Below are 24,401 nucleotides of genomic sequence, written 5' to 3'. Positions count from 1 at the left end.
ATATAGAAGATAATATAAATAATAATATATATACTGCTCCAAGCGAACAAGTCGCTTTAGAGCCGTCTGTAATCGAACTTGTTTTAAATGATAAATCTCTATATCCGATTACAAATAAGCAGTTAAATGAATGGCAAGAATTATACCCTAATGTAGAAGTTATGCAATGCCTACGAAATATGAAAGGGTGGCTTGATGCTAACCCGACCAAAAGAAAGACCAAACGGGGAATACTTAAATTCGTAAACGGGTGGTTAGCACGTGAACAGGACAAACCTAGAAAAACACAAACAACTAAGGATATAGCTCCTGTAATGGATTTTAGCGAGTTCTATTAAAATGACACTCGAAGAATTTACAAAAGCTATGACATTTCTAGGGATGAACTATATAAACAATAAGGGTTTTTCACCCGAACATATAAAAATGCTTTACCCAAGATTTATGAACTACAGTAATGAACAGTTTAAAAATGCAGTACATGAATGTATAGAAAATGAGAAACATATAAACAATATCACTCACGATTTAGGACAGTATTTACCATATTGCGAACAAAAACAAAATATGATCGAATGCACAAATGATTTTATAAAGTGTCCTAAAACAAAAAATATATGCCCGCTTGATAAATCGTGGGCATGGCTGGTAATAAAATTTGATTAAGAAAGAGGAAAGAATAATGTTAAAAGAATTAGCAGAAAAGATTGAAGAATTAGTGAATGGACAGGTAGAACCCGAATTAGAAACAATTAACGGAGTTGATTATATAAAAACCGCTAAAGGATATGAACAGTTAAAAAAACCAAGAATGGATATTATTAATGTAAACAGTTTAAACGGTCTTGTTGAAATGGTCAAAGTTGTTATCAAAAACGAAGTATTAGGGATACCAGCTTTAGTAGTTAACGTGGATGTAAACGACATTATTGTATCTACTTCTCATAACATCGCGGGAGAAATGGACCAAATTATTAAAGCATATCCATTAATTCCCGATTTAGGGTTGGATCGTAGACAAAGTGTAGAGGAACTAATAATCAAGTTGTCTACCGCGTTCATAGAAACAGAAAATACAACCAAGTTTATAAATTCTATTTCAAGTTTGAGAATAGTTGAGGATGTAGAATTTAATGATGATGGAATAGGGCAGACTATTACTGCGAAAAAAGGAGCGCAGTTAAACCAGAAATATACGATACAACCTATTGTTAAATTAAAGCCAATAAGATCATATGCAGAAATAGAACAGGTAGAATCTAAGTTTTTATTTAGAGTTGATCAAAGAGGAGAAGTGATATTGTACGAAGCGGATGGCGGACAATGGAGATACGATGTGCAAAAACGCATCGTTAAGTATCTTAATGGAAGTTTAAAAGAACTTATTAACGATGGCAAGGTTAAAATAATTGGTTAGGAGCAGTAATATGAATGATGAATTAAAAATTAGCGATGTAAAAGAATTAGGGATATTAGGAATACAGGACGGACAACTGTTAAAAAACGTTGCTTATGAACTTGATAAGGTTGTTAATAACATTAATGATATTAACACGGATGATAAGCCACGTGAAATAGCAATTAAAATAAAAATTGTCCCTATAAAGGATAAAAAACAGTTAGTAGTCACTTTTACAACAACATCTAAATTAAGACCACTAAATAAAATTGAAACGAATTTATTTAATATGCAAAAAGTAGATAATTCGACAGGTGTAGTTACAAATATGCTACAGGAGATTACAGACGTAGCGGTAGGACAATTTAATATCGACGGTGAGGTACAGGAAGCGCCTAAGCCAATTATGATTGGAATTGATTAAATAATATCTAAGCTAGGGATTAATCCCTAGCGAGATTTTGATAAAGGAGAATACATACATGAGAATTATAAGATTAAAAACCAAACCAAAACACTTTAACCTACAGTTACAGGATAAAAAGAACTTTGAAATACGTTTAAATGATCGTGATTTTAAAGAGGGTGACATATTGTGTTTGGAAGAGTACAACAAAGACTATACAGGTCGTTTTATCCACGTAGAAGTAATGTGCGTAGTTGAAGATTACTGCAAAGACGGGTATGTAACATTAGGAACTAAGAAGCGTTTAGATTTAGGGGCGCAGATAACGCAATGAAGCAAGTTAAGATTTTAGAATTGTTTGGCGGCGTTGGTTCTCCGCGGTGCGCTTTAAGAAATATAGGCGTTAATACAAAAGCAATTGATTATGTGGAAATTGATGAAAAAGCAGTTAAATCATATAATTCTATGTTCGCTGATGAACTTGAGTATAAAACCCAATCTGTTGTTGGATGGAATTTAAAGCCTGATATCTTAATACATGGAAGTCCGTGTCAAGATGTATCTATAGCGGGACTGAAAAAGGGAAATGACGAAAACAGCGGGACCCGATCATCGTTAATGTGGGAAACAGTTAACATAATTAAACAGATGGGAGAATGGAAACCAAAATATGTTATTTGGGAAAATGTAGTAGGTGTTTTACATAAGAAAATGAGTAAAAATTTTGTAAAATACTTAAACGAAATGGAAAAACTAGGATATACAAACAGTTATAAAATTTTAGACGCAAGAGACTTTGGACTTCCACAAGCGCGAAAAAGAGTATTTACAGTTTCAACTTTAGGCAGCGTCCCTTTTGAGTTTGATGATCTTATAACTTACAAAATGAAAAACATTAATGATTTTTTAGAAAATGATTTTAATGATAAATATTTGGTAACACAACCATCTATGCTAAAAAAAATAGATATCGAAAACAGTACTTCGTTTGGGGTAAAAGTTATAAAAGACTATTGTTATACAATAACATGCAAACAAATGCGTGCACCTAACTCGGGTGTTATTGATTTAGGTAATGGACAGTATAGGTATTTAACAGAACTTGAGTGCTGGAGATTACAAGGATACAGTGACGACGATTACTATAAGGCGTTAGAAGCCAACCCAAACAAACACGAAAATAAAATGAATACCGCTTTATATAAACAGGCGGGAAATTCTATTCCAGTTACAATTTTTGAAAGCATTTTTAGAAAAATTATATTAGGAGAAACAAAAGCCATAGATAGGCAAATGACAATATTTGATTATGGCGCCGAGGTAATATATGCAAACTAATTTATTTCAAACAAACGAAGAATTATATCAAGAAACAAAAGTAAATGATCCTAATCACGTTGCTACGCCAAGGTTTGTAGTTGAATGTATTTATAACATTATCGGGATTAAGGAATTTAAAAATATATGGTTTCCATTCAATAACTATGACAGTGAATTTAAACTAAGAGCTGATGAACTGAATTTAAAATATTCAGCCACACATATATTTGACGATTTAGGAAATGATTTTTTTAAAACCTTACCGCCAATAGGATGCGAACTTTTAATAAGCAATCCACCTTTTGGAGAACAAAACAAGATAATTGAAAGAACTTTCTATCTTGCTGATAGCGGACAAATAAAGTCTTTTGCATTGTTACTTCCTTTAAGCACTTTAGAAACTCTTACACGTGCAAACATGTACGAAGAGCATGTAAACGGATTGTCTATTGGTATTTTTAAAAAACGTATTAAATTTAAAAACTGTAAAGGAACGTTTAATAAAGCGTGTTGCTGGGTTTGTTACAACATACCAGCATTAGAAAATAAAAAGATATGGTGGATATAAAAATTAAGGAGAAATATAAAAATGAATAGAGAAATAAAGTTTAAAGCATACATAGAAGTAAAAAAGGGGCTACTAGAAGATGAAAATGTTAGAAATTAATCCTGCGGACATATTAATTAGTCCGTTTGGGTTAGAGGGTGCTTTAGTAATTAATTTATCCAATAATGAAGTAATTAAAAACAATGAGTTACTTATAGAACAACCGTATTTTTCTTTAAAGGAATTATTAGACGGTTTAAATAAAGACGGACACTACTTAATTATCGTCGAAAGTCCGTTACATGGTGAAATTTATCGTTATAACAACTATGGTAAACGCGAAACATATCTAGTTGGTAAAATGTGCGGACATGCATGAAAGGAGTGAAAAACAATGGCAATATGGATTAGAAGTCAAGATAATGAGGTGAAGTATGCATAAATATCAAGAAGCATTAGATGATTTAGTAAAGGTTTCATGTGCTAAAAAAGTAAGTTGCGCTGAATGTGACATAAATAAAATTTGCAACAGTACGGCAAAAGAATATGTTGATACATTACAACAGTTAGTTGATAAAGCGACACCTAAAAAGCCACATCTAAGTGAAATATTTAAAGACGAAGACACAGAAACCATCTACGATGAAGATGGTTATATAAATGAAACAATATGTGTTTGTCCTAATTGTGGGAAACATACTATATTCGATTATGAGTATAGCAAAAGATTTAAATATTGTTCTAATTGCGCTCAAGCAATAGATTGGAGTGATGAAGATGCTTAGAGATTATGAAATACCTTTGTTAGAAGAAATGTTGCAAGAAGATAAATATAAAAATAACATTCCACTTGCAACATCGTTTGTTAAAGATTTTCTTGAAGAATACAAAAAGCTAAAAAAATTATTAGCTAATAATACAATAAAGCCTTATAAATTTGAAGAGTTAAAGCCTAAAACATGGGTTTGGGATAATGTAGAAAAGGAATGTTTGTATGTTATTAAACCTTTTGTAAGTACAGTCATCGGAGTTAAATGTTTCAGTTATTTAGGAATTTATAAGAATTTAGAAGAAATAAGAAAATTAGATATGAAATTCGAAGAAAACCGTTTCTATCCCGTACAAATGGCTAATTTAATGGAGGTTGGTTAATGGATACAGAACGCAAAAAAAAGTATGTTGTTTATGATTTAGACCACAATTTAGTAAAAATAGGAACACGTGAAGAATGTGCGGAATATATGCGAATGTCATTAACAACTTTTACAGAACACGTAAGGAAATTGCGTAACGGTGAAATAAGAAACGGGAAACGTTATAATGCTTATTCGTTAGAACACGACGCAAATAGATACTTTAGAGTCGTAAAAGATGTATTAGCATATAAAAAAATAAACGATAATTGGAGAAGATTAGTTAAAATTCCAAAAGGTAAAATATATATATACGATCCTTTCCATAACAGGAGAGGAAACATAATTAAATTAGCAACAAAAGTAACACAGATCAATGAAGAAACAAGAAGATACTACAATGAAATACAAATGACCTGTGAAGAATTTGAAAAATATTTTGAGGAAATAAAGAGGAAGCGATTTAGGTAAGTTAAGAAGCAATTAAGGCACTTTACAGGTGTCTTTTTATAGTATAATTATAGTTGCAAAAGTATAAATAGAGTTAGAACATTAAAAGGGGTGGTGAGTCGATGGCGAAAGGTAAATATAAAGAATGGCTAGAGCCCGATGGCTTGCTTAAAATAGAAGCGTGGGCGCGTGACGGGCTGATCAACGAGCAGATAGCCCGCAACATTGGAATAAGAAGAGAAACACTTAGTGAGTGGGCTAAGAAATATCCCAACATTGGCAACGCCCTAAAAAGAGGCAAAGAAGTTCCCGATATTGAGGTAGAAAATTCGCTTTATAAACGTGCAGTAGGATACAACTATGTAGAAGTTACCAAGGAACGAAAACTAAATCCCGATACAGGGAAATATGAGTTGATTGTTACCAAAGAGATAACTAAACAAGTTATACCCGATACAACCGCAATGATATATTGGTTAAAGAACCGCAAGCCGAAACAATGGAGGGATAAGCCTGTTGATGAAATTGACATTAATGACATTGCTAAGAATATAAACACATTATCTAAAGCGGTATTAAGCAACATAGCCCCAACGCGTAAATTAGAGGAATTTGAATAATGAACATACCAGCACCTTTTAATCAAAAGCAGTTAAATTATTTAGCAAATACGTTTGACTGCTGGCTAAATGTTGCAGAGGGCGGTAAAAGAGGAAGCAAGAATGTACTAAATACATACGCTTTCTGTCTTAACCTAGAAACACACCCCGATAAAATACATTTAATAGCTGGAGTAACTAATTCAACCGCAAGAATAAATATTGCAGTATGCGACGGATTTGGAATATTTAATTACTTTGAGGGCAGATACCGAGAGGGCAAGTTTCAAGATCGACAGTGTATATACGTTCAGACAAAAGTCGGGGAAAAGGTTATATTAGTTGCTGGCGGTAGAAAAAAAGGCGATGAAGCATTTATAAAAGGATTTACGTTAGGGAGTTCGTATATAACAGAAGCCAACGAGTGTCACAAAGACTTTTTAAAAGAAGTATCGGACAGAACGTTATCGAGTTCTAATAGAAAAATATTCCATGATCTTAACCCAAAAGACCCTCACCATTATTATTATGATGAAATATTAGGCTTTCATGAGAAACAACAAAAGTTAGATGATTCATACGGTTATAACTATGGTCATTTCACTATAGCCGACAACATGAGTATATCTAACACAAAATTAAGAAACATTCTAAACACATACGAAAAAGGTACGGTCTGGTATGACCGTGATATAAAAGGTTTAAGAAGAGTTGCGGAGGGGCTGATATTTCCATACTATCCTAATAACGAAGAACAGTATTTAGTAAATGATGATGAATTAATAGATAAAAGAGGAAAACCGTTAAGATACGATCATATCATTATAGGGGTGGATTTTGGTGACAGTGGTTCAAAATATTCATTCCATGCAACGGGATATACTAACGATTGGTATACATTAACAGTATTGACCGAACGTGATATAGAGAAATCAAACGGGATTGATACGGATAGACTTTGTAACGAATTTATAATGTTTTATAGAGAAGTTATAAAAAACTATGGTTATCCCGAATTCGCTTTTTGCGACAGTGCATCAAATACTTTAATAAATACGTTAATTTCTGCGTGTAGGAAAGCAAAGCTAAACGCAGATATAATAACAGGCGTTGTTAAAAATGAGGTATCAGACAGACCAAGAACAATAGATTTACTGCTGCGTAGTGGTAGGTTAAAGATAAATAGAAAATGTAAGAATTTAAGAAAAGCTATGCGAAGTCTTGTTTGGGATGAAAAAGACAGTACAAGACCCGAAGATGAAAACATAGACAATATAAACGACTATTACGATAGCTTCTGTTATACGTTTATAACGCACACAGAATATATCGAGCGGATGTAGGGGGTATAAGATGGAAAACAATCAAGAGTTTATGGTGCAGTATCTAAATAAATTAGGATGCAAAGTAAACACAAAAGCGTTTGAATATATAGACTTAGCTAACGAATGGTACAGGAATAAAAAAACAAAGTTCCATGAACGCGAAACTATATCGGGTGTAAAATATGATCTTGAACGACTAAACATGGGTAAGAGATTATGCGCCGATGATGCTAATTTGTGTGAGGTTATAGAGATAAATGCACAAACAAATACAAGTGATAATGATATTATTTTAGATGTATTGAAAAGCAATAACTTTGATGTAATGTATCGTAAACAGTTAGAGCAAATGAGTGCAGCGGGCACAGTAGGAGCTTATCTAAGAATAGAAAATGCTGATTTGCTAGAAAATGGCGAGATAAGAGGCGGTAAGATAGTTATAAATTGGGTAGAAGCTAAGAACATAGTTATATTAAATTGCGTAAACAACGATATATTAGAATGTGCTTTTATGGGCGGGAGTTACGACATACAGGGTTCTAAATATTCTATTGTGTCATTTAAACTTAATAATGATAAAAAATATGTCTGTAGAACTGCTTATTTTGATGAAAACGGTAAATTTATAACCGAAACAACAGTTACATATGGAGAAGTAAAGCCTTTTGCAATCATGAGAGTTGCAGAGGTTAATAACTTAGAAGAAATGGCGGGATATGGATTACCGAAACTATTTAATGCTATACCGCATTTGCAAATATTGGATATGACATTTAATATGTGGTTTAGAGATATAGACAAAAGCGATAAGATGGTATTTTTGTCTAAGGAGTTAGGAAAATATAATTCTGAAACTAGCAAATATGAGCTTCCAAGTCAAGAATGTAAAAAAATATTTTTGCACGTGGATTCCAGCTCACTTCCAAATAAAGATTTGTTGGTACAGGAGTATAACCCTGTCGTTAGGATCAACGATGTTAGAGAAAGCATGGAATTAGCATTAAGTATGTTGTCTTTAATGTTTGGATTCGGAACGCGCAAATACACATTCGAAGATGGACGGATAGTAACCGCAACAGAATATATCGGTTCTAGACAAGATGCAATGCAAGAAGTAAATAAACAAAGATTTGAAGCAGAGCAGTATATAAGCGGGATTGTTAAAGCTATTCGCTGGTTTAAAAATTCTTTATACAACACAGATTTAAAAGATGATGAAATAAATATTGATTTTGACGATACTTACATCGTAGACAAAGAAGCTAGAGCAGAAAGTATGAGGAATGACGCTTTATCTTTCGATATTCCACAGTTAACATTAGAATATTTTATGACTAAATATAATTTATCTAAAAAGGAAGCGCAAGCATGGCTTGATAATGCGCAACAAAAAGAAGATGGGGACGGTGACGAAGAATGAAAGAGATAGTTATTAACCCTTTTACAGTAGAGGAAGAAATTAACATAGGCTATCAATTTGATCACAAAGCAACAAAAATTGTATTTGACGGATTAGAGGACAGTAATTATTATTTAAAACTGCAAGATACTCAATCTTATCAAGCGTTTCCAATACCAAACAACGAATTTGAAATAACAAATACATATACTCAAAAAACACTCCTTACAGGGCAAATTTATTATAAAATAGATAACGAATTAATAGCTCATGGACGAGTGTTTAAAATGAGTTTAAAAACATCTATTCCACAAAGCAGTAAAATAAAAGAGGTTGTGCCACCAGCATTTAAAAATGAATACGATCGTATGGTTGATACAACAAATGAAATAAACAGAAAATTAGTTGCGGGAGAATTTAACGGTGAAAACGGAAAAGACTATGAACATAGTGAAGAATTTGAACAGTTATCTAAAGAGGTAAAACAAGATGCATTAGCTAGTAGCAGCAGTGCTTCTAGTGCTTTAAATAACGCTAACAAAGCTAAAGAGCATTTAGACAATGTTATAGAGAAAGTTAATGCGTTTAATGCGGATTATACGGAAAAAGTAAATAACTTTAATTCTAATGTAGAAAATGCCAATAACACATTAGATGCAAAAATAGAAAAAGCTAACACAGATATAGACAAGAAAGTGTTAGATGCTAATACCAGCCTAGATAAGAAGATTGCAGATGCTAATAATTCTATAGATGGTAAAGTAACTGTTGCTACAGAGCAGGCTAATATAGCGACCTCTAAGGCTACGGAGCTTAGCCAAGCAGTGGATAAGGTTAAGCACTTAGAGGATGTAGTCGACACTAAATTAACACAACCGTACGTGTCTAGCCCTCTTATCGAGAACGCTACCATTTCCGATAGCGACGAAGGGCAGTTAAGAAACTTGAAAATCTACGGTAAATGCACACAGAAAGTAGAAACAGATATTGTCCCTACTCCAGATAGACCAGTGCCGATTGTTAGTAAGAAAATAGCAGTTAATGGAGAAGTCGTGGAACTTAGGAGCTTAAAAGAAAGTAGCAATCTATTTGACATTAAAATGTATGGATTTGAAAACGGTTTATTAGATGATAACGGGGTATTAAATTCTAATTTTAAAAGCTACGCTTCATCTGGGTTTATAAAAGTAAAGCCAAATACAAAATACATGAGTGGAACATTTAACAGTGGCGCTATTATTAGTTCGGGAATATTTTTTTATAACAAAAATAAAGAATTTATTAGTAAAACTGATAGCCGACCTTATGTAACACCTAACGAATGCAAATATGTAAGATGTGGTGTTACAATTAACGGTTCAACATTAATCAGCGATTTAGCAATTGTAAATAATGGTTTTGTTATATCGGAAGGAGTTTCATCACTATCTTCTTACGTTGCACCAACCGTTAGAGACTACAAAATCGTGGACCACGTTAATAAAAAAAGTTGGATAGAAAGGAATATACAAGAAGTAAATTTAAACAATCTAAATTTTGTGTACAACGATACTAAAACAGATTATACAAGGTTTTACGCTCCACTTAACCCAACTGTAAAACACGTCGGTGAGATATATTCTAACAGTTTTCCAAGCTACAAAAGTTACGATTATACAAAAGAAAGTATATACGGTGGTAATACGAGCGGTGGTAAAACACTTTCTGTTATTGTTAAAGACAGTAATGTTGCAGAGCACACTAAAGAAGCTCTCTTAGATTATATTAATAATCCAAACGCAGTTGCTTATTATGCTTTAGAAACTCCTATTGTCGAAGAAATCCCTTATGTCGAAAGCGATACTAGCGAGTTTGGTATTAGTTCCCAAGATACAACAAGTCCAAGTCCAAATATTAAATCTCCTATAGAGTCTGTAAAAGTTCTAAATATAAAAGCATGCGGAAAGAATTTGTTGAACGAAACTTTAGCAAAAGATTATAGCAATTATGTTTCTCTTGGAAACTGGTACAGTAAATTTATAGTAAGTGTTAAACCTGGTACGAAGTATGTAGTTTCTAGAAGAGATACCGTTGGTTTAGGTACTAACTGTTATGTATGGATAAAAGGAGTTGCATCATTTTGGATGGTGCATACTACTAACGAAAACATAAATGTTAATAAGGGGTACATTACATCAACAGAAGATGGAACAATTGAAATAATTATTGCAACGAGTAACCAAGAAAAACTAAATCAAACTTGGGATGTATTAGGATGGTTGCAAATCGAAGAAGGCGACACCGCAACCGAGTACGAACCTTACAAAGAAACTGTTATTACCCACACTTTAGCAATCCCGCTTTTAAAAGTCGGAGATTATGCAGATACCATAGATTTAAATAAATTAGAAAGAAAAAATAATATCTACAAAGAAGATATTACAACGCTAACAGTTAGTTCGGTAGATAATGCGGGTAGTTATAACCATACAAACACAACAAATAGGTTTTATAACCTTAATGTAAGTTCTAATGCTAAAGCTAGTCCAAACCACCAAAATGTTATGTCGAGTATATTACCTTATGTACAAAGTGTTTGGCTTTATGATAAAACGGGTATTACCATAAACTACCAGCAAGTACATATTTCTTTGCCAAATTTGTTAATAGGAATAAATAGTAACGATTCTAGTGCAGAAAGAACTAAAAAATTAGACGTATACATAAAATCGCTAAAAGGAACGGGAAACGAGTATATATATTATGCTTTAGAAACCCCAACCACCGAACCTTTAGAACCCGAGCTTATAGAAAAACTAAAGACGCTTAAAACGTTCTACCCTATAACCCATATTATTAGCAACGTACCTTTAGAGTTCGCTTACAAGCTAAATATGCCCGCATGGCACAAAGTAGTTAGCGGACAAGTGGAAGATGCCAAGGACGTTATCTATAACATGCAAGTTAAACAGAACAATCTCGAGGTTATGCAGTTACAGTCTGCTTTAGAAACACAGTACAACATGGATTTATTAAAATTACAAGGAGGTATATAATGTTAAAAACTTACGATATGTTGCTTAGGCTTATAAAGCTAAAGGAAGATGCGGGGCAGATAGACGTAGAGTATGCAGAATACTTAAAATCGCTAATGGACCTGTATGTAGCAATGCAGAGAATTAGCCAAGAGGAGTACCAAGAGATTAGCATTAAGTTGGACGGAATTATTAGTCCGCAATTAGGAATAGAAACAATTTAGGGCGTATAGCCCTATTTTTTAAAGGTGGTTAAAATGGATAATGAAAAAAACACACAAGAAAGTGTAGATTTAGCACAGTCGTTAGAATACGCGATTATGTCTAATGTATTAAATGAATTTAAAGAAGTATTAGAAAATGACACGCAAAAACAACGTTCTATTGCTTTAAATAATATACGCAAAAACGCAGATAATGAAATAAGTCTGTTCGTTAAAGCAATAACCATTAGTACATTAGATGCACTAAATAAAACAAGCATAAAAGTGATTAAAGATTTAGATAAAGAAAATGATTTAAAACATTATTCTAAAAATATTTCAAATTGGGATAAGAAAATAAATAAAAACATTAGAAAGTATGTAAGATCAAAAGGATTAGTATTAGATGGTCAAAAGTTAGAAAAGTTTTTTTATAATTTATGCAGCAGTGAAATAAAAGCGGTTGTTGACGGAACAGACACAATAGACAATATAGTTAGAAGAGCAATTAAAAAAATGAGTGATAGCGGTGTTAAAATTATTACGTATGAAAACACTATAAGAAATATAGATGTTTATGTTAGACAGGAACTGTTATATGCACAGAAAATGTCTGCACATGATATAAGAACTCAATTTGCTAGAGAGAATGATATAACAATCTTCGATATTGATGCACATCCCGACGCAAGACCGAGCCATCAAGTGTGGCAGGGTAAACGATATGATATAACAGGTAAATACTATCCAACATTTGAAGAAATTTCTCACGGTAATGGTTCGTTAAGCGATTACGGTTGTAACCATTTTGCTTATCCTGTAACCGATCCAAATGATGCTCCAATGTATACCGAAGAAATGCTAAAAAACATTAATACCAACCCGTTTACTTTTAAAGGAAAGGAATATGACGGATATAAAGCAAAGCAGAACATGAGATATTTAGAGCGACAAATACGCGCTTTGAAACGTGAAAAAGCCTTACTTGACAAAAATAACTTAACAGATAAAAAAGTAAATGCAAAATTAAGATACAAACAGAAAGAGTATAGAGAATTTTGCAAGGCATACAATACATATCCACGTACTAACAGAACAAGGATATATACAGAATAACAAGGGTATAACACCCTTTTTTTTGTTGCCAAAAAGGTACGTTAAAAGCCATTTTATTAGAAAAGTCAAAAATACCAAATGTTATAATTATTATAGCCTCTAAGGTGGCAAGCACCTTTAACTAAAATTGTAAGGACAGGAGAAAAAAACATGAAAAACATTATTGAGATTTTAAAATCACAAAACATTGAATTAACAGAAGAGCAGACAAAAGCAATTAATGATGAAGTTAAAGCTAATTACAAAACCGTTGCTGATTACGACAGACAGGCAGATAAATTGAAATTGGCTAACGATCAATTAGAAGAAACTAAAGGAGCTTTTGAAGACTTCAAAAAAAATTATGATGGTGTTGACGTTGAAGAACTTAAAGTAAAAGTTGACACACTAAATGAACAGTTAAACACTAAGGAAACTGAATATCAAAAAAATTTAAATCGTCTTGATTTAACATCTAAATTAAAAGACAAATTGAGAGAAAAAGGGTGCTTAGACATAGATTTAGCAATTACACAGTTTAATTTAGATGATCTGCTAACAAGTAAAAATCAAGAAAGCGATTTAGACAATGCTTTAAATACGGTTGTAGAAAGTAAGGCTATGTTATTTAAAGAACCCGAAGCAAAAAAAGTAGATACTATTAACGCTGGTGGAAAAGTCGAAAAAACAGATTTAGATTTACATGATCAACAGTTGCGTGAAGCAATGGGGTTACCCACGAAAGGAGATTAAATAAATGCCAAATAATATTACATTATCTAAAAATTATGTCCCAATGTTGGACGAAGTTTACAAAGAAGCGTCGGTAACAAGCGTATTAGACAGTGACGCAGGAACAGTTAGAGCTGGTGCTAACGCAAATGAAATTTTAGTTGCTAAATTAAGCATGGATGGTTTAAAAGACTATTCAAGAAACAGTGGTTACTCTAAAGGTGATGTTAAATTAGAGTGGGAAACACTTAAATATAACTATGACCGCGGAATTAAATTTGAAGTCGATACAATGGATAACGAGGAAACAATCGAATTATCATTTGGACGTTTGGGAGCTGAATTTATGAGAACTAAAGTAGCGCCCGAAACGGATGCGGTTACAATTTCCGCTTTAGCCAGTGAAGATACAAAAGCAAAAACAGAAACATTAACAACAGGAGAACAGGTATTAGAATCGTTAAGAGCTATTCAAAGCGAAATGGACGAGGACGAAGTACCAGCAGAAAGCCGACACCTGTTTATTACCCCTACTTTGTTAAGATTAGCTAGAAGTGTAGACAAGCACAAAGACAAAGGAGTTTTAGATGATTTTGCATCGGTAAAGAAAACACCACAGTCAAGAATGTATAGCGCCATTGAATTATTAAATGATGAAGCGGACAAAGACAACAATATGAAAGGTGGATATAAAAAAGCTACAGGAGCTAGTGATCTAAACTTTCTTATTGTAGAAAAATCAGCGGTTATTAAAGATGGTAAGCATATTGCGAATAACATTATTCGTCCCGAAGATAATCAAACAAGTGATGCTTATATGCAAAAATACCGCAAATACGGTATTGTTGATGTTTACGAAAATAAAACTGCTGGTATTAGATGTTCTCACAAGGGGGTATCTTAATGGGGAAGATTGTTGGGTTTATTCCTGAACCTGTAAAAAAGATTAAAAAGCCCGAAGAGCCTAAAGAAACTAAAAAGCCCGAAGAGCCTAAAGAAACTAAAAAGCCCGAAGAGCCTAAAAAAGAATAGTAAATTAATTGGGAGGTGTAATATGAATATCTTAGATTGGGAGTATTACAACTCCCATTTTCCAAAATTAATTAATAACGATTTTAATAAAATGGTATATATGTGTACAGTACTAACAACAGACAGGTTAATAAAAGATGTTGACACTTTGAATGAAAGTGAATTAACAAGAGTTAAAGACTGTATATGCAATGTTATTAACTACAAATGCGAATTAGAAACACAGGGTAATAAGTCTAGCGTATCGAACGACGGATTATCGGTTTCATATATCCGAAAAACAAATGAACAAATAGAGGAAGAATTAGAACGGATTTTTAACACTTGGTTAGGAGCATTAAAAAAAAGTGGCTGGATTCGTTTTTGAACAAACCGTAACTGTGGTTAACAAGCATGTAGATCATATAACCAAACAAGTATCGTTTAACAAAACTGTTTTAAATAACTGTATGTGGAAGAAGAAAACAGAAAAAACAATTGAAAACAGTAATATAAAGATGTTGGATTGTTTTTCTGTAACCATATTGTTTCAAGACGGTTATTTATCGCCTAATAAATATCGTCTTACCCCAAGTGATAAAGTTAAAGATTATTGGACGTTAAACCCCAATAACGAAGATTTGATCATTCTAGGGGAATACAAAGAGGATATAGACGAATTACTGTATCAAGATTTATTAAGTGATTATGATGATATAGGCGTCATACAAAGTGTGGCAGATAATACAAAAGTTCCTTATCTGCAACATTGGAAAGTGGTATGTAAATAATGGGTTTTAAAATTAACAGTAATAAGAAGTTAAAGAGTGACAGAGGACTTTTAAAAGGACAGGAAGTACAAAAGTATATCGACAGTAATGTTATAAGGCTAATGTCCGCTTATACTCCAAAAGATAAAGGAACTTTAATAGAAACTGCCGATGAATTAACGAAAATCGGAAGCGGGGTAATTAGACAAGGCGGTAGAAAAGCGCCTTACGGCAAGAAATGGTATTACAAAAAAGCTAATTTTACAGGAGGTCCACCTCGTGGCAATAAGTGGTTTAAACGTCGTATGCAAAATGGAGGAGCTAAAGCTATTCTGCAGGGGCTTAAAAGAAAGGGCTGGTCAAAATAACAGTTAAAGAAAGTTTAATAAAATGGTTAAATAATTACCCAAATTTTAAAATTAGTGACGAGATAGAATTAGATGTACTAAGCACTGAAACAAGTTATGCTTTAGCAAAAGAACCCGATTCAATTATCGAAACATTCATAGACGGTTCAGAAAAAAGAACCGAATATTATACTTTTCAAGCTAAAAAAATCGTTACTAATAAAATTTTGAGAAAAAAATATGATGAATTTCTTGAAGAATTTCAAGACTGGATTAGTGAAAAAAATTATAATGGCGAACTGCCACAATTAAAGAACAACCGCTATTGTGACAATATTTCTCTTTCTACCGTACCGTATTTGTTTGAAAATGGAGAACGGAACGGGATATATATTTTTACAATAGAGGTTATATACAGAAAGGAGCTTAACTAATGGAAAAAACTAAATTTCCTTTAAATATTCAATTATTTGCTGACGAGGTCGGTGCTGGTACCATGATCAAAAAATATATGATCGCATTGTTTATAGACACAAGCGGTAACGGCGCAGGTTATAAAAGAATTAAAAAATCTACAGAATTAGAGATAACAACAGAAGCAAACACAGAAGAATTTGACTTTATCGCTAATGTAAATCCCGAAGAACTGTTAAAGAACTACAAAGTATCTTTAGCACAGGATTTAGTGATGATACAAGGTGAAGATGATTTTGAATACTTCTTTGATAATTTCTATAATCTTCCTGTATCGCCTGAAGTAAAAGCTAAAGCTATGATTGTATTTATGTTTAAAGGTGATAAAACAACAGGCTACAAGGCATGGGAAACAGAAGCAAACATTATGTATGATAATTTAAACGGTGTTGACGGTAAGATTAATTTCACGCTTAATTTTGGCGATATTACGTTAGGGACTGCAAAAATGACAGATGGAACACCAACATTTACAAAAGGAGAATAAATATGTATTTTAATGATATTGAATATGAACTACCAAAAAAGACAATGGCGTTAAACGATAAAATAGAAGCGATTAACAATGCAAAATCAACCAAAACCGCTTATGCTGCTATGATGGATTTTGTTGTTACAGGATTAGGAAAAGATAAGATTAAAGAAATCCTAGGAACAACAGATGTAAATAAAGTAGATTTAGTCCAATTGAATATGTTGTCTAATGATATTGTAATGGCGTACGATGATATGATCCAGCAACCGCAGATAGATAAAATAAACAATATATTATCAAATTTACCGCTTGATAATCTTGCAAATGTCGCTAACAACATGAAAAAATGATAGATTTAACAAAAAAAGACTTACCAACCTCGATAAAAGTGGGAGGTAAGTTTATTTTATTAAATACCGACTTTAGAGTATGGATAAAATTTTGGCAAGAGTTAAGCGACAACGGTAATGCTAAAATAGAAAATCTTGTAAAAGATAAAAAAATTGAAATTGAACCGAAATATAATGAAGAGTTAAGCAATGCTATTATGCAGTTTTTATATAATCCAAATGAAACTCCCAATTATGAAGCAAATGAAACAAACGGTAAAATAATTGATTATTATTTGGATGGCGAATACATATATAGTGCTTTTTATAGACAATATGGAATTGATTTATTAGAAGCAGATATGCACTGGCATAAATTTAAAGCATTATGCGACGATTTGGACGTTGGTATATTCTTACACGCAAAGAGAGCTAGAGGGTATAAAAAGCCATCTAAAAACGATACAGAAGATAAGTATTGGCAAAGAGAAAGAAAAGCATGGAGTTTTAAAACAAAGTTAACACAGGAAGAACAGGAAAAAATAAAAGAATTTGATGATTATTTTAAGTAGGAGGTGAATGTATGACGGATGGAACTTTAGAGTTTAACACAGGCGTAAATCACGCGGGTTTTGATAAAGACGTAGATAAATTAAAGAGAAAAGGCAAACAAGCCACCGACGATATGGACAGAGGGCTTCAAGGGAACGGGAAAAGTTTAATTTCTTTGAAGAATGTTGCTAAAGTTGTCGGGACATATATTGGTGTTAATCTTTTTAAAGATGCACTAACCCAAGGGGTGCAGTTTAATGCACAAATAGAACAGTATACAACAAGTTTCGAAACAATGACAGGAAGTGCAGAAAAAGCTAAGGAAATAGTCGAAACATTAAAAACTACTGCTTCAAAAACTCCTTTTGAATTAACAGGTTTAGCAGAAACAACCCAGCTCTTAATGAATTATGGGTTTAGCGCAGATGGCGCAATAGAAAAAATGACAATGTTAGGTGATATTTCCCAAGGTAACTCCGATAAAATGAACCGTATTGCGACTGCATACGGTCAAATGAGCAGTGCGGGGAAAGTTCTATTGGAAGATGTTAAACAAATGATAGAAGCGGGATTTAACCCATTACAGGAGATAAGCGAAACCACAGGCGAAAGCATGGGAAGTTTATATGATCGCATTTCTAAAGGTACTATGTCTGTAGACGAAATAACCGCATCTATGGAACGTTCAACCAGTGAGGGTGGAAAATATTTCCAATCAATGGAAAAGCAATCTGAAACATTAAATGGTAAATTATCAACGTTAGGAGATACGGTAAAAAGTAAACTAGGTGAAGCGTTCCAAATTGTAAATGATAAATTAAAAGATATTTTGCCAAGTGTAATAGAATTTATAGAAAACATCGACATAGAAGCAATAGCCAATATAATTAAAGAAGCTACACCGTATATAGTGGCTCTTGTATCGGGGTTTGTTTCTTATAGGATTGCATTATTTGCTTTAGATGCACCAACAAAAATTGTTACTGCTGGATTGAAATTGTTAAAAATCGCTATAAGTTTAACATCAAACAAAACCGCTCTTATAGTCGGAGCGATAATGGCGGTTGTTGCTGGCTTTTTATATCTATGGAATACAAGCGATGGATTTAGAAAGTTTTGGATGGGCGTTTGGAACAAAGTTAAAAAGATCACTAAAGATGTAGTAAACTCAATAGTATCATTTTTTACTAAAACTATCCCCGAAGCATTTAACGGGTTTATAGAATTTATTGGCGGTTTTGTAGAAAGCATAAAAACTTTCTTTGTTAATATGTGGAACGGTATTATTGAATTTTTCACGCAGACAATACCAGCATGGATAGACAGTGTAATACAGTTTTTCCAAAAGATACCTTATTATATAGGGTATATGGTCGGTTATGTAATTGCGCAGTTTGTACAGTGGGGGCTGGATTTATGGAATTTTGCAACAGTAACAATACCGAATTTTATAGGCGAGATAATTAATTGGTTTGCAACTCTGCCAAGCAGAATTTGGGAATGGCTCGTTAATGCCTATACAAATATTGCCAAGTGGGGCGGAGATATTATCGCTAAAGGCATAGAGGTAGTGACAGAGTTTGTTAACGGTATTGTAGAATGGTTTGTAACTTTACCAAGTAAAATTTGGGATGCTATTATAGGAGCGGTAAAAAGTGTTGGTGATTGGGGTTCGAAGATGGTAAAAAAAGGATTAGAGGGCGCGCAAAATTTAGTCGACACAATTAAAGAAAAAGTAGAGGAATTACCTAAAACACTTGAGAATGTAGGAAAATGGCTTGTCGAAGGTCTATGGGAAGGTATAAAGGGAGCTAAAGACTGGTTATTCGGTAAAATTGGCGGATTTTGTGACGGTGTAGTTGATGGGTTTAAAGACTTTTTTGGTATTAAGTCTCCATCTCATGTATTGCGTGATTTGGTCGGTAAATTTCTACCACAAGGTATAGCAGTTGGGTTTGAAAATGAAATGCCTAAATCTATAAAAGATATGGAAGCGAGTTTAAAAGTGGCTAATTTAACAGTTTCGAAAAATATTAATGATATTGGTTATGGTGTCGGAGGTTCTATGGCAATGCCATATTTTAGTAGCGGAAATACAACAACAAACACCACAAATAACCAATACATCGAAATTAACCAGCCTGTAGAAACAAGTGACGAATTAGCAAGACGGTTACGTTTAGAACAAAGGTATAGCATGGTGGGGTGATTGAATGGTAACAGTAAAATTTATTAGGGATGATAATGAGGAATTTTTTATAGATGGTGAAACTTGGAAAATTCCAAGTGACGGATTAGAGGGATTTGACTATATAAACCCTCTAATAACAACACATAAAAAAGCGTATAACGACGGTTCGTTTTATCAATCAACCACAGTTGGCGAAAAGGATAGAACTATAACCGCGGTTTTGTTAAACAGAGCATTAAATAATTCCATGAGAGAGCGTTTAAGGAGCTTTTTTGGTGTTAAGAGGGTATTTGATGTTTTTATAAATTACAATGGTGTAGAGAGAAAATTTAGCGGTTATTTGTATGCTTATAAACTGCCGACTAAAAATATTTATGATTTTTTAACACTAACAGTAACGATATTAAGCCCCCAGCCTTATTTGTTAAGCGCTGATGAATTTGGTCAAAACATCGGGCAAAGATATGCTAAGTTTGGATTTCCTCTACCGTCTATAGTGAACAAGGGTTTTGTTTTTAGTGTTCTAAAGTATGCACAAAGCGCAATACTCGAAAATGATGGTGATATATATACATATCCAAGAATTGTGATCCATGCAAACGGAGAAATAACCAATCCTAAAGTAATGATAAATGATAAGTATATTAAATATAATGACATATTAAAAACCAATGATGTATTAACAATTGATTTGACAAATGATCAAGCACAGGTAATGCTAAATGATACGAATGTAATAGGTAAAACAGACAGAAGATCAAGTTTTACAAATTTTAAAATAGAAATAGGGAGTAATGATTTTTCGTATGATGCTCAAACGGGAGCTAATTTAATGGACGTTACAGTATATTTTAATAAACGTTACGGAGGTTTATAGATGGAGTTTAGAGCGTTAGATATAGGATTTGAGCTTATAGGAATTATTAACCCTGTTATAGTACAGTGGAATAGAAAATATCATGAATGCGGTGATTATGCTATAACAATGCCTAAAAAACAGTACACTAACAACATAAAATACATTTCATGCGATGAAAGAAAAGAGGTAGGAATAGTTAATAAAACTACCGTAAAAAATGATGGCACAGTTGAAATACAGGGTTATTTTTTAGAAAAAGTATTAGATAACGCGATTATTTACCCAACATTTTATGGAAGCGGTGAAATAACTGCGGTATTAAAAACAATGATAGAAAAATACCAAGTTGAAATTGATGATTTATGGAGACTATACGATATAACAACACTATGTATAGGCTCTAAAATTGATTTTCAAGCAACAGGCGATGAATTAGGAATGAAACTGTATGAAATATTAAAAACACAGGAAATGTCCTACAGAGTAACATATAACTACGAAGAACAACATATATATTTAGAATTTTATAAAGGAGAGGATAAAACACAGGCAAGCGAAAACAAAGCTTATACAACATTCTCTAGCGAGTGGGGAAACATCGAAAATCCTATAGTATATGTCGATGATAGCAATTATAAAAACTATGCAGTAGTAGCGGGAAGCGGTGAGGGTGCAGAAAGAATTAATATAATCGTTGATATTCGTTCTAGTTCACACGAGGGAATAAAAAAACTTTTTGTCGACGACAGAAACACAACCTTTAACAATAAAGAACAGACTTTAGAGCAGTACAAGCTAGAATTAAATCAAAACGGGCTTGAAAAGTTAGAAGATTATAAACGTATCGTTAACATAGACTTTAATGTAATCGGTGATACATTTAAGTATTTGACCGATTATGATTTAGGAACTAAATGTGATGTAATTATAAATGATATAGAATTAGCGGTAGAAGCAAGAATAATAGCTGTATATGAAGTATTCAAGGAGGGGAAACACACAATAGAATTAGAAATTGGTGACAAAATAATAACAGAATATGAGAAATTAAGAAAATAGGAGGTATTAACATGTTAGCATTTCCATACGACAGTTTAATGACGATTGGAGAAGATCAAACAGTAACATTAGACAGGGCGATTGACAGTAAATTATACAGACATTTATTAAGCAAGTATTTTACGACAGGAGTGTTCCCTAATCCAAGTACAGGGTTTCAAGTCTTGGCGAATGGTAAAAATATTATAGTAAAGGCTGGTTGTGCAAATATTAACGGTGTATATGCAGAGCTGGAAAATGATCAAACAATAAACATAACAGAATACATACAAAGCAATACAACTGTAACTTTAGCGGTTATTGTTAGGCACGATGATAGCCACAATGTACGCGCTACTTCTGTTAAAATCTTAAGCAGTATCGGAAATAATTTACCTGTATTCATTAGGAATGAAACAATCTATGATTTGGTTGTTGCTAAAGTAACACTAGAACCAAATATTATAACAGTTTATCAGTCAAATATAACAGATTTGAGATTGAACAGTGAATATTGCGGTATTGTATCAAATACTATAAAAAGTATAGATACAACAACTTTTTACAACCAAATTAAAAGTGATTTGTTGGAATTTAAAAATACAGAACAGGAAGAATTTTTAAAATGGTTTGATACAATTAAAAATATAATGAATGAAAATGTTGCGGGAAATCTGCAAAAACAAATTGATAATATTTGGAATAAAATATATCCTGTAGGCTCTATATACATTAGTACAAATAATATTAATCCAAAAACTTTGTTTGGTGGTACTTGGATCAGCTGGGGTAATGGTAGAGTTCCAGTTGGTGTAGATACAAGTGATAGTAGTTTTAATACAGTAGAAAAAACAGGCGGAGAAAAGCAACATGCATTAACATTAGAAGAACTTCCGACGTTCCAACCAAAAGTAACAAACGCATGGACGGGAAGCACGAGCGGAGGCAGTAACAGTAAAATAGCGGGTTATCCATCTAGCGGAACAGGTCAATACCAACTTCAATGTGATGCCATCGGAGGCGATCAACCCCATAACAATTTACAACCATATATAACATGTTATATGTGGAAAAGAACAGCTTAATTTAAAGATTTAAAAGGTGCGTTTCAAGTGCCTTTTTTTAAATTAGCAAACTCTTTAAATGATATAATTTTAATGAAAGGAGTGATTAAATGAATTGGTTAGTTAGATTAAAAAACCCTGTATTTATAGCTCAAATTATTCTTGCTATTTTAACACCTGTTTTAGCTTATGCAGGATTAACCGCACAAGATTTAACAACTTGGGGAGCGTTGGGAAGATTGTTATTAGAAGCAATTTCTAACCCTTATGTACTTAGCTTAGTTGCGGTTAGTGTATGGAATGCAATTAATGATCCTACCACAAGTGGTGTTAAAGACAGTAAAAGAGCATTAGAATACAACGAACCAAGTAAAAAATAATATGAGCGAAATACAAATGATAGGTTCAGTTGTTGTTGGAGGGGTGGCAATAATAAGTTTTGTCACCCCGATGCTTAAATTAAACTCAAATATCACTCGTATGAATACTTTGTTGGAAAAGATAATAGAAGATAACACCAGACAAGATAGACGCCTAGACGCGCACAGTGATAAATTAGATAAAGTTGTAGAGCGACAACAACAGACAGAAAAAATTATAGATAGACATGAATTAAGAATATTTAATTTAGAAAAGGAGAAATAAAATGAGACTAAAAATTTTAAATGTGCATGGCGGTCATAATTTTAACGTTAGTGGCGCATATGGATATTTTAGTGAAACTACAGAGGATAGAAAGGTAAAAGATATTGTAATATCTAAATTACGTTCTTTAAATTTTACTGTATATGACTGTACCGATGATAAGGGAAAAACACAGAATGAAATTCTAAAAAACATCGTTTCAAAATGTAATGCACATACTGCTGATTTGGATATTAGTATCCACTTTAATGCTTCAAACGGTGAGGGACATGGAGTTGAAATTTTACAATATTCTAACAAAACACAAGAGGTAGCGCAAAATATTAGTAATGCAATAGCGGAATTAGGATTTAAGAACCGCGGTGTAAAACAGAGAACCGATTTATACGTGCTTAAAAAGACAAAAGCACCAGCTATCTTAATTGAGTGTTGTTTTTGTGACAGTGAGATTGATGCATCTTTATATAATGCAGATAGAATGGCAGATGCGATTGTTAAAGGGTTAACAGGGATGAATCTTAATATTAGCAAACCTAAAATTGCATATAACGGACACGTCCAAAATTTAGGATGGAATGATGCGGTATGCGATGGTGCTACATGCGGTACAGTCGGACAAAATAGACGATTAGAAGCAATCCATATCGACACTAGATATTCTAATTTAGATTTATACGTTAAAGCTCATATTGCAAATGAGGGATGGCATGATTACGGGAAAATAGACAATAACACAGTAATCGGAACTGTCGGAAAATCCGAGGCGTTGGAATGTTTATGTTTAAACTGTACAAATGCTAATTTAATGTATAGAGTTCACCAAGCTAATGTGGGGTGGTCGAGCTGGACTAAAGCGGATGGGATTAGTACATTAGGAAGTGTCGGACAAGGGTTACAGTTAGAAGCTATCGAGATTAAGATATTATAAATTTATGTAAACGGTAATATATAAAATTCGAACCTAGGTCTTAAAATGATCTAGGTTTTTTTGTGTTAAATTATTTAAAATTTTTTTCATTTATTT

Annotated in this window: 33 protein-coding genes; all 33 read left to right on the top strand. The window is 33.0% G+C overall.

Annotation, left to right across the window (positions count from 1 at the left end; translation table 11 throughout):
• Nucleotides 1–338 (top strand): hypothetical protein (locus ACLR9T_RS05885; RefSeq protein ID WP_413108602.1); only part of this gene is annotated, 338 nt, incomplete at its 5' end.
• A gap of 1 nt (nt 339) precedes the next feature.
• Complete coding sequence (locus tag ACLR9T_RS05880) at nt 340–666, top strand: hypothetical protein (RefSeq protein ID WP_413108601.1); 327 nt, start codon at nt 340–342, stop codon at nt 664–666.
• Between the two features lie 16 nt (nt 667–682).
• The gene (locus tag ACLR9T_RS05875) at nt 683–1,417 is read left to right on the top strand and encodes a hypothetical protein (RefSeq protein WP_413108600.1); all 735 of its coding nucleotides are present in this window, start codon (nt 683–685) and stop codon (nt 1,415–1,417) included.
• A 10-nt stretch (nt 1,418–1,427) separates the two neighbouring features.
• Nucleotides 1,428–1,823, top strand: a complete 396-nt coding sequence (locus tag ACLR9T_RS05870) for a hypothetical protein (protein ID WP_413108599.1) — start codon at nt 1,428–1,430, stop codon at nt 1,821–1,823.
• 58 nt (nt 1,824–1,881) lie between these two features.
• Complete coding sequence (locus ACLR9T_RS05865) at nt 1,882–2,139, top strand: DUF3850 domain-containing protein (protein ID WP_413108598.1); 258 nt, start codon at nt 1,882–1,884, stop codon at nt 2,137–2,139.
• The gene (locus tag ACLR9T_RS05860; protein ID WP_413108597.1) at nt 2,136–3,143 is read left to right on the top strand and encodes a DNA cytosine methyltransferase; all 1,008 of its coding nucleotides are present in this window, start codon (nt 2,136–2,138) and stop codon (nt 3,141–3,143) included. The genes ACLR9T_RS05865 and ACLR9T_RS05860 overlap by 4 nt, the downstream gene beginning before the upstream one ends.
• Entirely contained in the window at nt 3,133–3,693 is a 561-nt protein-coding gene (locus ACLR9T_RS05855; RefSeq protein WP_413108596.1) for a hypothetical protein, read from the top strand. The genes ACLR9T_RS05860 and ACLR9T_RS05855 overlap by 11 nt, the downstream gene beginning before the upstream one ends.
• Nucleotides 3,694–3,772: 79 nt before the next feature.
• Complete coding sequence (locus ACLR9T_RS05850; protein ID WP_413108595.1) at nt 3,773–4,051, top strand: hypothetical protein; 279 nt, start codon at nt 3,773–3,775, stop codon at nt 4,049–4,051.
• Between the two features lie 55 nt (nt 4,052–4,106).
• Entirely contained in the window at nt 4,107–4,457 is a 351-nt protein-coding gene (locus ACLR9T_RS05845; protein ID WP_413108594.1) for a hypothetical protein, read from the top strand.
• Nucleotides 4,444–4,824 carry a hypothetical protein gene (locus ACLR9T_RS05840; protein ID WP_413108593.1) on the top strand — a complete coding sequence of 127 codons (381 nt, stop codon included), beginning with the start codon at nt 4,444–4,446 and terminating at the stop codon, nt 4,822–4,824. The genes ACLR9T_RS05845 and ACLR9T_RS05840 overlap by 14 nt, the downstream gene beginning before the upstream one ends.
• Complete coding sequence (locus tag ACLR9T_RS05835; protein WP_413108592.1) at nt 4,824–5,276, top strand: hypothetical protein; 453 nt, start codon at nt 4,824–4,826, stop codon at nt 5,274–5,276. Before ACLR9T_RS05840 ends, ACLR9T_RS05835 begins: the two co-directional genes overlap by 1 nt.
• Nucleotides 5,277–5,377: 101 nt before the next feature.
• Complete coding sequence (locus ACLR9T_RS05830; RefSeq protein ID WP_413108591.1) at nt 5,378–5,875, top strand: hypothetical protein; 498 nt, start codon at nt 5,378–5,380, stop codon at nt 5,873–5,875.
• On the top strand, nt 5,875–7,197 hold the full coding sequence (locus ACLR9T_RS05825) for a hypothetical protein (protein ID WP_413108590.1): 1,323 nt from the start codon (nt 5,875–5,877) through the stop codon (nt 7,195–7,197). Before ACLR9T_RS05830 ends, ACLR9T_RS05825 begins: the two co-directional genes overlap by 1 nt.
• A 10-nt stretch (nt 7,198–7,207) precedes the next feature.
• Nucleotides 7,208–8,599, top strand: a complete 1,392-nt coding sequence (locus tag ACLR9T_RS05820; protein ID WP_413108589.1) for a hypothetical protein — start codon at nt 7,208–7,210, stop codon at nt 8,597–8,599.
• The gene (locus tag ACLR9T_RS05815) at nt 8,596–11,613 is read left to right on the top strand and encodes a hypothetical protein (protein ID WP_413108588.1); all 3,018 of its coding nucleotides are present in this window, start codon (nt 8,596–8,598) and stop codon (nt 11,611–11,613) included. Before ACLR9T_RS05820 ends, ACLR9T_RS05815 begins: the two co-directional genes overlap by 4 nt.
• Entirely contained in the window at nt 11,613–11,816 is a 204-nt protein-coding gene (locus ACLR9T_RS05810; RefSeq protein WP_413108587.1) for a hypothetical protein, read from the top strand. Before ACLR9T_RS05815 ends, ACLR9T_RS05810 begins: the two co-directional genes overlap by 1 nt.
• Nucleotides 11,817–11,849: 33 nt before the next feature.
• Complete coding sequence (locus ACLR9T_RS05805) at nt 11,850–12,911, top strand: phage minor capsid protein (RefSeq protein WP_413108586.1); 1,062 nt, start codon at nt 11,850–11,852, stop codon at nt 12,909–12,911.
• A gap of 150 nt (nt 12,912–13,061) precedes the next feature.
• Entirely contained in the window at nt 13,062–13,643 is a 582-nt protein-coding gene (locus tag ACLR9T_RS05800; protein WP_413108585.1) for a phage scaffolding protein, read from the top strand.
• A gap of 43 nt (nt 13,644–13,686) precedes the next feature.
• Nucleotides 13,687–14,526: a hypothetical protein gene (locus tag ACLR9T_RS05795; RefSeq protein ID WP_413108605.1), complete on the top strand. Its 840-nt coding sequence runs from the start codon at nt 13,687–13,689 to the stop codon at nt 14,524–14,526.
• The gene (locus ACLR9T_RS05790; RefSeq protein ID WP_413108584.1) at nt 14,526–14,654 is read left to right on the top strand and encodes a hypothetical protein; all 129 of its coding nucleotides are present in this window, start codon (nt 14,526–14,528) and stop codon (nt 14,652–14,654) included. Before ACLR9T_RS05795 ends, ACLR9T_RS05790 begins: the two co-directional genes overlap by 1 nt.
• Nucleotides 14,655–14,676: 22 nt before the next feature.
• Complete coding sequence (locus ACLR9T_RS05785; RefSeq protein ID WP_413108583.1) at nt 14,677–15,021, top strand: hypothetical protein; 345 nt, start codon at nt 14,677–14,679, stop codon at nt 15,019–15,021.
• A gap of 13 nt (nt 15,022–15,034) precedes the next feature.
• Complete coding sequence (locus tag ACLR9T_RS05780) at nt 15,035–15,424, top strand: hypothetical protein (RefSeq protein WP_413108582.1); 390 nt, start codon at nt 15,035–15,037, stop codon at nt 15,422–15,424.
• Nucleotides 15,424–15,771, top strand: a complete 348-nt coding sequence (locus ACLR9T_RS05775; protein ID WP_413108581.1) for a hypothetical protein — start codon at nt 15,424–15,426, stop codon at nt 15,769–15,771. The genes ACLR9T_RS05780 and ACLR9T_RS05775 overlap by 1 nt, the downstream gene beginning before the upstream one ends.
• Nucleotides 15,772–16,183: 412 nt before the next feature.
• A complete protein-coding gene (locus ACLR9T_RS05770) occupies nt 16,184–16,711 on the top strand; it encodes a hypothetical protein (RefSeq protein ID WP_413108580.1) in 528 nt (175 codons plus the stop codon).
• A 2-nt stretch (nt 16,712–16,713) separates the two neighbouring features.
• On the top strand, nt 16,714–17,049 hold the full coding sequence (locus ACLR9T_RS05765; RefSeq protein WP_413108579.1) for a hypothetical protein: 336 nt from the start codon (nt 16,714–16,716) through the stop codon (nt 17,047–17,049).
• A complete protein-coding gene (locus ACLR9T_RS05760; protein WP_413108578.1) occupies nt 17,046–17,600 on the top strand; it encodes a Gp15 family bacteriophage protein in 555 nt (184 codons plus the stop codon). Before ACLR9T_RS05765 ends, ACLR9T_RS05760 begins: the two co-directional genes overlap by 4 nt.
• A gap of 11 nt (nt 17,601–17,611) precedes the next feature.
• Nucleotides 17,612–19,789, top strand: a complete 2,178-nt coding sequence (locus ACLR9T_RS05755) for a tape measure protein (RefSeq protein ID WP_413108577.1) — start codon at nt 17,612–17,614, stop codon at nt 19,787–19,789.
• A 4-nt stretch (nt 19,790–19,793) separates the two neighbouring features.
• Nucleotides 19,794–20,648: a phage distal tail protein gene (locus ACLR9T_RS05750; RefSeq protein WP_413108576.1), complete on the top strand. Its 855-nt coding sequence runs from the start codon at nt 19,794–19,796 to the stop codon at nt 20,646–20,648.
• A complete protein-coding gene (locus ACLR9T_RS05745; RefSeq protein WP_413108575.1) occupies nt 20,649–21,689 on the top strand; it encodes a Gp37-like protein in 1,041 nt (346 codons plus the stop codon).
• A gap of 11 nt (nt 21,690–21,700) precedes the next feature.
• Nucleotides 21,701–22,753 (top strand): phage baseplate protein, encoded by a 1,053-nt coding sequence (locus ACLR9T_RS05740; protein WP_413108574.1) that lies wholly within the window; start codon nt 21,701–21,703, stop codon nt 22,751–22,753.
• An 89-nt stretch (nt 22,754–22,842) separates the two neighbouring features.
• Nucleotides 22,843–23,112, top strand: a complete 270-nt coding sequence (locus ACLR9T_RS05735) for a phage holin (RefSeq protein ID WP_413108573.1) — start codon at nt 22,843–22,845, stop codon at nt 23,110–23,112.
• A gap of 1 nt (nt 23,113) precedes the next feature.
• A complete protein-coding gene (locus ACLR9T_RS05730; protein ID WP_413108572.1) occupies nt 23,114–23,377 on the top strand; it encodes a hypothetical protein in 264 nt (87 codons plus the stop codon).
• 1 nt (nt 23,378) lies between these two features.
• The gene (locus ACLR9T_RS05725) at nt 23,379–24,305 is read left to right on the top strand and encodes an N-acetylmuramoyl-L-alanine amidase (protein WP_413108571.1); all 927 of its coding nucleotides are present in this window, start codon (nt 23,379–23,381) and stop codon (nt 24,303–24,305) included.
• Nucleotides 24,306–24,401: the final 96 nt, after the last annotated feature.

The organism is Thomasclavelia sp., assembly GCF_047249845.1.
Taxonomy (GTDB): domain Bacteria; phylum Bacillota_I; class Bacilli_A; order Erysipelotrichales; family Coprobacillaceae; genus Thomasclavelia.
Note: the sequence above shows the minus strand (reverse complement) of the source record. Positions and strands in the feature narration are given on the sequence as shown.

What these genes read in the sequence shown, in the direction of transcription:
- ACLR9T_RS05880 (WP_413108601.1), top strand. Translation starts at nt 340, where the DNA reads ATGACACTCGAAGAATTTACAAAAGCTATGACATTTCTAGGGATGAAC.
- ACLR9T_RS05875 (WP_413108600.1), top strand. Translation starts at nt 683, where the DNA reads ATGTTAAAAGAATTAGCAGAAAAGATTGAAGAATTAGTGAATGGACAG.
- ACLR9T_RS05870 (WP_413108599.1), top strand. Translation starts at nt 1,428, where the DNA reads ATGAATGATGAATTAAAAATTAGCGATGTAAAAGAATTAGGGATATTA.
- ACLR9T_RS05865 (WP_413108598.1), top strand. Translation starts at nt 1,882, where the DNA reads ATGAGAATTATAAGATTAAAAACCAAACCAAAACACTTTAACCTACAG.
- ACLR9T_RS05860 (WP_413108597.1), top strand. Translation starts at nt 2,136, where the DNA reads ATGAAGCAAGTTAAGATTTTAGAATTGTTTGGCGGCGTTGGTTCTCCG.
- ACLR9T_RS05855 (WP_413108596.1), top strand. Translation starts at nt 3,133, where the DNA reads ATGCAAACTAATTTATTTCAAACAAACGAAGAATTATATCAAGAAACA.
- ACLR9T_RS05850 (WP_413108595.1), top strand. Translation starts at nt 3,773, where the DNA reads ATGAAAATGTTAGAAATTAATCCTGCGGACATATTAATTAGTCCGTTT.
- ACLR9T_RS05845 (WP_413108594.1), top strand. Translation starts at nt 4,107, where the DNA reads ATGCATAAATATCAAGAAGCATTAGATGATTTAGTAAAGGTTTCATGT.
- ACLR9T_RS05840 (WP_413108593.1), top strand. Translation starts at nt 4,444, where the DNA reads ATGAAGATGCTTAGAGATTATGAAATACCTTTGTTAGAAGAAATGTTG.
- ACLR9T_RS05835 (WP_413108592.1), top strand. Translation starts at nt 4,824, where the DNA reads ATGGATACAGAACGCAAAAAAAAGTATGTTGTTTATGATTTAGACCAC.
- ACLR9T_RS05830 (WP_413108591.1), top strand. Translation starts at nt 5,378, where the DNA reads ATGGCGAAAGGTAAATATAAAGAATGGCTAGAGCCCGATGGCTTGCTT.
- ACLR9T_RS05825 (WP_413108590.1), top strand. Translation starts at nt 5,875, where the DNA reads ATGAACATACCAGCACCTTTTAATCAAAAGCAGTTAAATTATTTAGCA.
- ACLR9T_RS05820 (WP_413108589.1), top strand. Translation starts at nt 7,208, where the DNA reads ATGGAAAACAATCAAGAGTTTATGGTGCAGTATCTAAATAAATTAGGA.
- ACLR9T_RS05815 (WP_413108588.1), top strand. Translation starts at nt 8,596, where the DNA reads ATGAAAGAGATAGTTATTAACCCTTTTACAGTAGAGGAAGAAATTAAC.
- ACLR9T_RS05810 (WP_413108587.1), top strand. Translation starts at nt 11,613, where the DNA reads ATGTTAAAAACTTACGATATGTTGCTTAGGCTTATAAAGCTAAAGGAA.
- ACLR9T_RS05805 (WP_413108586.1), top strand. Translation starts at nt 11,850, where the DNA reads ATGGATAATGAAAAAAACACACAAGAAAGTGTAGATTTAGCACAGTCG.
- ACLR9T_RS05800 (WP_413108585.1), top strand. Translation starts at nt 13,062, where the DNA reads ATGAAAAACATTATTGAGATTTTAAAATCACAAAACATTGAATTAACA.
- ACLR9T_RS05795 (WP_413108605.1), top strand. Translation starts at nt 13,687, where the DNA reads ATGTTGGACGAAGTTTACAAAGAAGCGTCGGTAACAAGCGTATTAGAC.
- ACLR9T_RS05790 (WP_413108584.1), top strand. Translation starts at nt 14,526, where the DNA reads ATGGGGAAGATTGTTGGGTTTATTCCTGAACCTGTAAAAAAGATTAAA.
- ACLR9T_RS05785 (WP_413108583.1), top strand. Translation starts at nt 14,677, where the DNA reads ATGAATATCTTAGATTGGGAGTATTACAACTCCCATTTTCCAAAATTA.
- ACLR9T_RS05775 (WP_413108581.1), top strand. Translation starts at nt 15,424, where the DNA reads ATGGGTTTTAAAATTAACAGTAATAAGAAGTTAAAGAGTGACAGAGGA.
- ACLR9T_RS05770 (WP_413108580.1), top strand. Translation starts at nt 16,184, where the DNA reads ATGGAAAAAACTAAATTTCCTTTAAATATTCAATTATTTGCTGACGAG.
- ACLR9T_RS05765 (WP_413108579.1), top strand. Translation starts at nt 16,714, where the DNA reads ATGTATTTTAATGATATTGAATATGAACTACCAAAAAAGACAATGGCG.
- ACLR9T_RS05760 (WP_413108578.1), top strand. Translation starts at nt 17,046, where the DNA reads ATGATAGATTTAACAAAAAAAGACTTACCAACCTCGATAAAAGTGGGA.
- ACLR9T_RS05755 (WP_413108577.1), top strand. Translation starts at nt 17,612, where the DNA reads ATGACGGATGGAACTTTAGAGTTTAACACAGGCGTAAATCACGCGGGT.
- ACLR9T_RS05750 (WP_413108576.1), top strand. Translation starts at nt 19,794, where the DNA reads ATGGTAACAGTAAAATTTATTAGGGATGATAATGAGGAATTTTTTATA.
- ACLR9T_RS05745 (WP_413108575.1), top strand. Translation starts at nt 20,649, where the DNA reads ATGGAGTTTAGAGCGTTAGATATAGGATTTGAGCTTATAGGAATTATT.
- ACLR9T_RS05740 (WP_413108574.1), top strand. Translation starts at nt 21,701, where the DNA reads ATGTTAGCATTTCCATACGACAGTTTAATGACGATTGGAGAAGATCAA.
- ACLR9T_RS05735 (WP_413108573.1), top strand. Translation starts at nt 22,843, where the DNA reads ATGAATTGGTTAGTTAGATTAAAAAACCCTGTATTTATAGCTCAAATT.
- ACLR9T_RS05730 (WP_413108572.1), top strand. Translation starts at nt 23,114, where the DNA reads ATGAGCGAAATACAAATGATAGGTTCAGTTGTTGTTGGAGGGGTGGCA.
- ACLR9T_RS05725 (WP_413108571.1), top strand. Translation starts at nt 23,379, where the DNA reads ATGAGACTAAAAATTTTAAATGTGCATGGCGGTCATAATTTTAACGTT.